Raw genomic sequence first — 8,460 nt, forward strand, 5'->3', positions numbered from 1 at the left:
GGAAATACAGTGCGAATTCCTATTTTAAAACTCAATGAGTATCTATTAATAACAATTCAAGTTGATTTGGATGATAAGACCGCCCTGCAATTTCAGGAAGATTTGCTCGAAAAGATTCATGAAACAGGTGCAAAGGGGGTTGTCATTGATCTGACATCTGTTGATATGATTGACTCCTTCATCGCAAAAGTACTTGGCGATGTCGTCCGCATGTCAAATTTAATGGGGGCTAGAGTGGTATTAACGGGTATCCAACCCGCTGTTGCAATCACTCTGATCGACTTAGGTATCATGATGAAAAATGTCCCTACAGCATTAGATTTAGAACAGGGGTTAGAGAAATTACAACAGGAATTGGGGGGATAAGCAATGAATATCCAATCCTGTGTGGAAGTCCGAAACGAGTGGGATATCGTTAAAGCGAGACAATCGGGTAGAAACATTGCTAAAGAACTGGGGTTTGGTACAGTGGATCAAGCTAGAATCACTACTGCAATCTCAGAACTCGCCCGTAACATTTATCTCTATGCCGGTAAAGGCGAAGTGTCTATTGAACGGACAGAGGCTGGAAGTAAAGTAGGATTGAAGATCATAGCTGCTGATTCTGGTCCTGGTATTAAAGATATTAGAAGAGTAATGGAAGATGGTTTTACAACTTCTGGAGGTCTCGGAGCAGGTCTTCCAGGTGTGAAGCGATTAATGGATGAGTTTACAATCGATTCAAAAGAAAATGAAGGTACAACTATTACAGCGATTAAATGGCTCCGGTAAGGAGGGTAGGCAAGAATGGACGACCGAGATCTTCAGTATGAAAAATACAAATCAATATTAGAAAATTATTTGGAAGAACAATCAGAACAGACGCTCTATAAAGGACAACAGTTCAGTAGAAAGATGATTGAACAGCAAATTTCCCCTGAAGAAGCGGTAAGTCTGCATGTAAGCGTCCTAGAAGAGCTGTTTCCTGATTTACCAGAGCCCTTAAAGAACTCGTATGATTTTCTTCTGGAAATGATGATTGGCTATGGGTTTGCATACCGCGAACATCAAAGTCTCCGGAATAGACAGCAGCAACTTGAATCAGAGATAGAAGTTGCTGCTAACATGCAGCAAACCCTTCTGGCTGGAAAAAAACCAGAAGTCGATAGCCTAGATATCGGAGCGATCAGCAAGCCTGCCAAAAAGATGAACGGTGATTATTATCATTTTGTGCAGGATGAGAACGATTGCGTGAGTGTTGCGATCGCGGACATCATAGGTAAAGGAATTCCAGCTGCACTTTGTATGAGTATGATTAAGTACGCGATGGACAGTGCCCCTGAGCAACGGATGCAGCCTGGTGCCGTGCTAGAGAATTTAAACCGAGTTGTCGAACAAAATGTTGATCCCAATATGTTCATCACTATGTTTTATGGTTTGTATGATTCGAGGGTTCATTCATTTTATTATGCAGGCGCCGGTCATGAACCGGGCTTTTTTTACGACTCGGAAAAAGATCAATTCGAGGAACTCTTTACAAAGGGTCTTGTACTTGGAGTCTCGAAGAAAACTTCTTATCGAGAATATCAGCGAGTACTTAATGGGAACGATATGGTTATCATGCTCTCGGATGGTGTAACAGAATGTCGATCAAGTCGAGGGTTCATCGAACGCGATGAAATCGTTGCAATGATACGTAAATACATTCACCTCTCTGCGCAAGAAATCGTGGATTCTGTTTATAAAGAACTTGAGCGACTGCAAGAATTTGAACTACGAGATGATTTTACATTGTTAATTTTGAGAAGAAAGGTTTAGATTTCTCTCAGACGTGGAATAAGACATTAGTATTCATTTCGTGAAAATATCATTATGTAACGACCTATAAGGGGGAAATGTTATGAATTTGCAGATCAAACAAGAAGATCAAGGAAATACACATCATTTATATATTGCAGGAGAAGTTGATGCATATACTGCACCCCAACTGCGAGAAGCTTTGCTTCCGTTAACAGGCAAGGAAAGTCATGAAACACTCGTTCACCTTGGTGATGTTAATTATATGGATAGTACAGGACTTGGCGTTTTCGTCGGTGCACTTAAATCCTCCAAAGAACACGGTAGTACTCTGAAACTTAGAGGTATGACATCTAGAGTTCAGCGTCTTTTTGAAATCACTGGGCTTGATGAAGTGATTGATATCGAAGACGTAAAGGGGGGATCAAAGTGATCAATATTTCTGACTTTGTTGAAATGAAAATACCAGCTCAAGCTGAGTTCGTAGGTGTAGCTCGATTAACAGTATCGGGTATCGCGAACCGAATGGGCTATTCTTATGATGAAATCGAAGATATCAAAATTGCATTATCAGAAGCATGTACAAATGCTGTTAATCACGCTTATAAAGAAGACGAAAAAGGACAGATTACGATCGGTTATGGAATTTATGAAGATCGACTTGAAATGATGGTTCTTGATCGTGGACAAAGTTTTGATTACTCTAAGGTCTCAGAGAAGCTCGGACCTGTTGATAGTGAGAAATCCATTGACCAACTCAGTGAAGGAGGATTAGGGCTCTTTCTAATAGAATCGCTGATGGACAAAGTGGAAATCAGTGGAGAGGATGGGGTTGTTGTCATGATGACGAAGTTCCTCCACAGAGATGGGGTGGAAGTAGATGCCAGCACAATCTCATCAACCCCAAAATAAAGACAACAAAAATGAAGTATATGAATGGATTGAACAATATCAAAATGACCCGACGAATGAAGAGGTTCAGCTTAAATTAGTCGAACGGTATGAAGATTTAGTTCAATCACTAGCACGAAAGTTCTCAAAAGGGAAAAGCATTCATGACGATCTATCTCAAGTGGGCATGATCGGATTGCTAGCAGCACTTCGACGTTTTGATCCTTCTTTTGGAAGAAGTTTTGAGTCGTTCGCAGTCCCAACAATCGTTGGGGAGATTAAGCGATTCATCCGTGATAAAACTTGGAGTGTTCATGTTCCGAGAAGAATTAAAGAGCTTGGCCCGCGCATCAAGAAAGCTGTAGAGGACCTTACAAACGAATTGCAACGTTCGCCAAAAGTAGACGAGTTGGCTGAATACCTAAACGTTTCTGAAGAAGAAGTACTTGAAACGATGGAAATGGGTAAGAGCTATCAAGCACTGTCTGTTGACAGTTCGATTGAGGCGGATCAAGAAGGTAGTACAGTTACACTCCTCGATTTGGTTGGAGACCAAGAGCAAGGCTTTGATCTTGTCGACCAGCAAATGGTCCTAAAAAAGGCGTTTGCTGTATTGAGCGAGCGAGAGCAAGAAATATTAAACTGTACGTATTTCGAAAACATGAGTCAAAAAGAAACAGGCGAAAAATTAGGTATCTCCCAAATGCATGTCTCTCGATTACAGCGTAGGGCTTTAGAAAAGCTCAGACAGGCAATTCGTATTGAACCTACGGAGGCCTTTTAGATATGTTTGAACAACATGAATTTGACCAGTTGACTGTTGCAGCGTATCAAAAGCCGAAAGATGGCAATCAGATGTGTGGAGATAGCTACTTCGTGGAAGAAACGGAAGAGCACTTCATCTGTGCAGTAGCTGACGGACTCGGAAGCGGCGATCTAGCAAGAGATTCGTCGCTCGCCGCTATTAACGTAGTTAAAGATCATCAGGATAAAGATGTAGACACATTGATGAAGCTCGCGAATGAAGAGATGAGAGGAAAAAGAGGATGTGTGTTATCGGTATTTAAGTTGAACCTTCAAACACGACAAATGGAGTTCAGCGGGATCGGTAACATCAATTTGATTGTTTTCCACCCAGATGGTCGCGTTATTCGTCCCATATCCTATTCAGGCTATCTTTCAGGAAAGCTTCAAAAAGTGAAAGTCCAAACAATCGAATATCCTAAAGGTTCTTCGTTCGTTACGTTTTCTGATGGCGTTCAGATCAGTTCAAGAAACCATGCGATGATTGCGAAGTTTGACACAGTGGAAGAGTCCTTCCGCCACCTAACGAATGCATTACCCCCTACGAATGATGACGTGACATTACTCGTAGGCAAACCTGTCTAAATAAAAGTTCTTCCGAAACGATGGAAGGCTTTTTTATTTTGGATAGACTTTTATCAAAGGGTCTATTCCTGTAAACTTATACTACTATGTTTTTGATAAGGAGGAATGGATTTGGGAATTACCGCAGAAAAACAACCGGAACTTTTTAATAAAGTAGGACAAAAGCTGAAGATATCAGAGGACCGTGTACGTCAGGTCATCACACTTTTAGATGATGGAAACACTGTTCCGTTCATTGCGAGATACAGAAAAGAACTCACAGGTGGTCTTGATGAGGTTGAGTTAAGAGAGATTCAAGAGTCTTGGACATATCTTCAAAACCTCGAAAACCGAAAAGAAGAAGTCATTCGTCTTATTGAAGAACAAGGCAAGCTAACAGATGAGTTGAAAGGTAAGTTAGTAAAAGCAGCAAAACTTCAGGAAGTCGAAGACCTTTATCGTCCTTACAAACAAAAGAAGCGTACGCGAGCTACTGTTGCAAAAGAAAAAGGATTAGAGCCTTTAGCGGAATGGTTACTGAATGATGGGAAAGGTAACCCTGAAGAAAAAGCTGCAACGTATATTTCTGACGAAAATGAAGTGACGACAATAGAAGATGCGCTCCAGGGTGCAAAAGACATCATCGCCGAATGGATTTCTGATGATGCGGAAGCGAGAAAGTGGATCAGAGCGAAAACGTTCCAAAACGGGACACTCCAAACAAAGTTGAAATCTGAAGAAGATGACCCGAAGAAAATCTTCGAAATGTATTACGAGTACCAGGAAGGAATCGCAAAGATTGTTCCTCACCGTGTACTCGCCATCAACCGAGGAGAAAAAGAAGGTGTCATAAAGGCTTCGGTCGCTGCACCTACTGACACAATCTTTGAATACCTACGTAAAAAACTAATTCGTCAAGAAAGCGAAAGTGTTTCTATATTAGAAGAAACGATTGAAGATGCTTATAAACGTTTGATTCAGCCTTCCGTGGAAAGAGAAATTCGTAAGGAACTTACAGAAGTGGCAGAAGACCAAGCGATACATATCTTCTCAGAAAACTTAAAGCATCTATTGCTTCAGCCGCCTCTAAAAGGAAAGCGAGTACTTGGGTTAGACCCAGCTTATCGAACGGGGTGTAAACTCGCAGTTGTTGATGATACAGGGAAGATGCTACACGTTTCTGTTATTTATCCAACTCCGCCTCGATCAGAGGTTGAAAAATCGAAAGAAATCGTCAAAAAGCTGATTAAAGAATTCGATATTGAGATGATCGCAATAGGAAATGGTACGGCATCAAGAGAGTCGGAGCAGTTCGTTGCAGAGGTTATTAAAGAAGTAGATGATGAAGTCGTGTACTTAATTGCCAATGAAGCTGGAGCGAGTGTGTACTCTGCATCAGATCTTGCAAGAGAGGAGTTTCCTTCACTTCAAGTAGAAGAGCGCTCAGCTGTTTCGATCGCAAGGCGCGTTCAAGATCCACTAGCGGAACTAGTGAAAATTGATCCGAAGTCAGTAGGTGTTGGCCAATACCAACACGATGTTTCACAAAAGAAGCTGAATGATCAACTGACGTTCGTAGTAGAAACAGCAGTAAACCAGGTAGGCGTGAACGTGAACACTGCTTCTGTGTCTCTCCTCCAATATGTTGCCGGACTTTCTAAATCGGTCGCAAGTAATATTGTGAAAAGAAGAGAAGAAGAAGGGAAGTTCACAAGCCGCGTTCAGTTGAAGAAAGTTCCGAGGCTTGGAGCGAAAACCTATGAGCAGTGTATTGGTTTCCTACGAATAATGGAAGGAAAGCAACCACTTGATCAAACAGAGATTCATCCTGAAAGCTATGATGTGACGAAAGCATTGCTTGTCCAAATCGGGTGTGACCCAAATGACATTGGTTCAGATAAACTTGTTCAAGCACTTTCCACCCTTTCGATTAAAGAAACGGCACAGGCTCTTGAAATTGGTGAGCCTACTTTAAAAGACATCATTAAATCACTTCAAAAGCCTGGAAGAGATCCTCGTGATGAACTTGCAAAACCACTGTTGAAAACGGACGTCTTAAAAATGGAAGACCTTGAAAAAGGAATGGAGTTAGAAGGTACGGTACGGAATGTCGTTGATTTTGGCGCGTTCGTCGACATCGGTGTCAAACAAGATGGACTCGTGCACATCTCAAAGTTATCAAACCGCTACGTTAAAAATCCGATGGATATCGTGCACGTCGGTCAGGTTGTGACTGTCTGGGTAGACAGTGTCGATCTTCAAAAGGAAAGAATCGCTCTCACAATGTTACAACCATCATAAGCACTGCCCTTAGGGGCGGTGTTTTCTTTTGTAGAAAAACCAGCACTGATTTAATAATTTGATTTGGTAGCGGTCTTTCTGTAAATAAGCCTGTTGAAGCTGTCTCTTAAACCAGACAGGCATCAGGATCTCCTCCTTTTAATCTCGTGACACATTTGATAAGATGCTGTAAATTAGTTTATGAAATACTGCTTGTAAGTGTTCGAATCACAGGAGGGGCGTTTATGGATAACAAAAGCCTGCAGCTAATGGTAGAAAAGATATCAATGGAATCATTCGGATTGCCTTTCCTTCACGAAGCAACGTTTAATCCACGTTTACGAACAACGGGCGGTCGGTATTTATTAAGATCTCATAATCTCGAATTCAACCCTAAGCATTATGAGGAGTACGGTTTTGATGAGCTGATCGGTATCATCAAGCATGAGCTCTGTCATTACCACCTTCATATTCAAGGGAAAGGATACAAACACAAGGATCGAGATTTTAAAGAACTCCTGAATCGTGTAGGCGGCTCGAGATACTGTCAGGCTGTTCCTGGTAAAAGACGTACGGAGAAAATCAAACACATCTATCAATGTTCGAATTGCAAGACCTCCTACAAACGAAAAAGAAGGATAGATACGGCGAGGTTTGTCTGTGGGAAATGCAGGGGGAAACTCTTATTAACTTCTTCTAATTAATTATTGACGGTGTAAAAGCTATGTGTTAAATTAATATAGTCTCTTTGAGAGACTTGTCCGAAACGCATCATTAGCTTCTCAAAAACAGCCAAAAAAACTTTCGAGAATGTGTTGACTTTGCTTTCTGGATGGGTTATTATATTAAATGTCGCCGATAACGACGGCAACAACAAACAACATATTATTCCACAGTAGCTCAGTGGTAGAGCTATCGGCTGTTAACCGATCGGTCGTAGGTTCGAATCCTACCTGTGGAGCCAAACGGAGAAGTACCCAAGTGGCTGAAGGGGCGCCCCTGCTAAGGGTGTAGGTCGCGTGAGCGGCGCGAGGGTTCAAATCCCTCCTTCTCCGCCATTTTTATGGCCCGTTGGTCAAGCGGTTAAGACACCGCCCTTTCACGGCGGTAACACGGGTTCGAATCCCGTACGGGTCACCATTTTTATTCGAACAACGAAAAAACAAAAACAATAGCATTATAAGGTCCCGTGGTGTAGCGGTTAACATGCCTGCCTGTCACGCAGGAGATCGCGGGTTCGATTCCCGTCGGGACCGCCATTTATTTTCACATCGATATTGGGCTATAGCCAAGCGGTAAGGCAACGGATTTTGATTCCGTCATGCGCTGGTTCGAATCCAGCTAGCCCAGCCATTATCGAGCCATTAGCTCAGTTGGTAGAGCATCTGACTTTTAATCAGAGGGTCGAAGGTTCGAGTCCTTCATGGCTCACCATTTTCATGCGGGTGTGGCGGAATTGGCAGACGCGCTAGACTTAGGATCTAGTGTCTTACGACGTGGGGGTTCGAGTCCCTTCACCCGCACCAATTCAAACAAAGAAATACGTTTTCGCGGTTGTGGCGGAATGGCAGACGCGCTAGCTTGAGGGGCTAGTGGGGGAGACCCCGTGGAGGTTCGAGTCCTCTCAACCGCACCAACTATATAATGCGCCCGTAGCTCAATTGGATAGAGCGTCTGACTACGGATCAGAAGGTTAGGGGTTCGACTCCTCTCGGGCGCGCCATTTTTTAATAACATAGTCGGGAAGTAGCTCAGCTTGGCAGAGCACTTGGTTTGGGACCAAGGGGTCGCAGGTTCAAATCCTGTCTTCCCGACCATCTAGAAATGCGGGTGTAGTTTAGTGGTAAAACCTCAGCCTTCCAAGCTGATGTCGTGGGTTCGATTCCCATCACCCGCTCCATAAAGATGGGCCTGTAGCTCAGCTGGTTAGAGCGCACGCCTGATAAGCGTGAGGTCGGTGGTTCGAGTCCACTCAGGCCCACCATCTTTCTTAAAAAAAGGTGTTGACGCGACTTCGCAAGATGTGATACATTAGTAAAGTCGCTGAAAACGACAACGAAAGAAACAAATCGATCTTTGAAAACTGAACGAAACGCCATGCAAGAAATTGTTTCTACGGAAACAACATTGTTTTAAAGCTAGATT

Annotated in this window: 10 protein-coding genes and 12 tRNA genes; 21 read left to right on the plus strand and 1 reads right to left on the minus strand. The window is 42.7% G+C overall.

Annotation, left to right across the window (positions count from 1 at the left end; genetic code table 11):
- The first annotated feature begins 9 nt into the window (after positions 1-9).
- The 8 genes from ACXAHI_RS20175 (at position 10) to ACXAHI_RS20210 (ending at position 6,336) form a co-directional block, all read left to right on the plus strand.
- On the plus strand, positions 10-366 hold the full coding sequence (locus ACXAHI_RS20175; protein WP_224885320.1) for an STAS domain-containing protein: 357 nt from the start codon (positions 10-12) through the stop codon (positions 364-366).
- 3 nt (positions 367-369) lie between these two features.
- Positions 370-771, plus strand: coding sequence for an anti-sigma regulatory factor (locus ACXAHI_RS20180; RefSeq protein ID WP_474850846.1), 402 nt, complete (start codon positions 370-372; stop codon positions 769-771).
- A 15-nt stretch (positions 772-786) separates the two neighbouring features.
- The gene (locus ACXAHI_RS20185; RefSeq protein ID WP_270182828.1) at positions 787-1,797 is read left to right on the plus strand and encodes a PP2C family protein-serine/threonine phosphatase; all 1,011 of its coding nucleotides are present in this window, start codon (positions 787-789) and stop codon (positions 1,795-1,797) included.
- Positions 1,798-1,879: 82 nt separating this feature from the next.
- The gene (locus ACXAHI_RS20190; RefSeq protein ID WP_270182827.1) at positions 1,880-2,209 is read left to right on the plus strand and encodes an STAS domain-containing protein; all 330 of its coding nucleotides are present in this window, start codon (positions 1,880-1,882) and stop codon (positions 2,207-2,209) included.
- 23 nt (positions 2,210-2,232) lie between these two features.
- Positions 2,233-2,688 carry an anti-sigma B factor RsbW gene (rsbW, locus tag ACXAHI_RS20195; protein ID WP_442865232.1) on the plus strand — a complete coding sequence of 152 codons (456 nt, stop codon included), beginning with the start codon at positions 2,233-2,235 and terminating at the stop codon, positions 2,686-2,688.
- Complete coding sequence (gene sigB, locus ACXAHI_RS20200; RefSeq protein WP_270182826.1) at positions 2,657-3,451, plus strand: RNA polymerase sigma factor SigB; 795 nt, start codon at positions 2,657-2,659, stop codon at positions 3,449-3,451. Before rsbW ends, sigB begins: the two co-directional genes overlap by 32 nt.
- Positions 3,452-3,453: 2 nt before the next feature.
- The gene (locus tag ACXAHI_RS20205; protein ID WP_474850849.1) at positions 3,454-4,056 is read left to right on the plus strand and encodes a SpoIIE family protein phosphatase; all 603 of its coding nucleotides are present in this window, start codon (positions 3,454-3,456) and stop codon (positions 4,054-4,056) included.
- A 111-nt stretch (positions 4,057-4,167) separates the two neighbouring features.
- Complete coding sequence (locus tag ACXAHI_RS20210; protein WP_474850851.1) at positions 4,168-6,336, plus strand: Tex family protein; 2,169 nt, start codon at positions 4,168-4,170, stop codon at positions 6,334-6,336.
- 9 nt (positions 6,337-6,345) lie between these two features.
- Here ACXAHI_RS20210 and cmpA read toward each other — a convergent pair whose 3' ends face one another.
- Positions 6,346-6,459, minus strand: a complete 114-nt coding sequence (gene cmpA, locus ACXAHI_RS20215; RefSeq protein WP_270182823.1) for a cortex morphogenetic protein CmpA — start codon at positions 6,457-6,459, stop codon at positions 6,346-6,348.
- A gap of 101 nt (positions 6,460-6,560) precedes the next feature.
- On the opposite strand from cmpA, the gene ACXAHI_RS20220 reads away from it, so the two are divergent.
- The 13 genes from ACXAHI_RS20220 (at position 6,561) to ACXAHI_RS20280 (ending at position 8,299) form a co-directional block, all read left to right on the plus strand.
- Positions 6,561-7,019: a SprT family protein gene (locus ACXAHI_RS20220; protein WP_474850853.1), complete on the plus strand. Its 459-nt coding sequence runs from the start codon at positions 6,561-6,563 to the stop codon at positions 7,017-7,019.
- Between the two features lie 185 nt (positions 7,020-7,204).
- Positions 7,205-7,279 (plus strand) — tRNA-Asn (locus ACXAHI_RS20225).
- Between the two features lie 3 nt (positions 7,280-7,282).
- Positions 7,283-7,373, plus strand: a tRNA-Ser gene (locus ACXAHI_RS20230).
- 7 nt (positions 7,374-7,380) lie between these two features.
- Positions 7,381-7,455 (plus strand) — tRNA-Glu (locus ACXAHI_RS20235).
- A gap of 43 nt (positions 7,456-7,498) precedes the next feature.
- Positions 7,499-7,574 (plus strand) — tRNA-Asp (locus ACXAHI_RS20240).
- Between the two features lie 19 nt (positions 7,575-7,593).
- A tRNA-Gln gene (locus ACXAHI_RS20245) sits at positions 7,594-7,668 on the plus strand.
- A 5-nt stretch (positions 7,669-7,673) separates the two neighbouring features.
- Positions 7,674-7,749: transfer RNA gene (locus ACXAHI_RS20250), tRNA-Lys, on the plus strand.
- Positions 7,750-7,756: 7 nt separating this feature from the next.
- A tRNA-Leu gene (locus ACXAHI_RS20255) sits at positions 7,757-7,841 on the plus strand.
- A gap of 24 nt (positions 7,842-7,865) precedes the next feature.
- A tRNA-Leu gene (locus ACXAHI_RS20260) sits at positions 7,866-7,951 on the plus strand.
- A 10-nt stretch (positions 7,952-7,961) separates the two neighbouring features.
- A tRNA-Arg gene (locus ACXAHI_RS20265) sits at positions 7,962-8,038 on the plus strand.
- 17 nt (positions 8,039-8,055) lie between these two features.
- Positions 8,056-8,132 (plus strand) — tRNA-Pro (locus tag ACXAHI_RS20270).
- 9 nt (positions 8,133-8,141) lie between these two features.
- A tRNA-Gly gene (locus ACXAHI_RS20275) sits at positions 8,142-8,215 on the plus strand.
- A gap of 7 nt (positions 8,216-8,222) precedes the next feature.
- Positions 8,223-8,299, plus strand: a tRNA-Ile gene (locus ACXAHI_RS20280).
- Positions 8,300-8,460: the final 161 nt, after the last annotated feature.

The sequence above is a fragment of the Anaerobacillus sp. ABD4_527 genome, assembly GCF_056160805.1.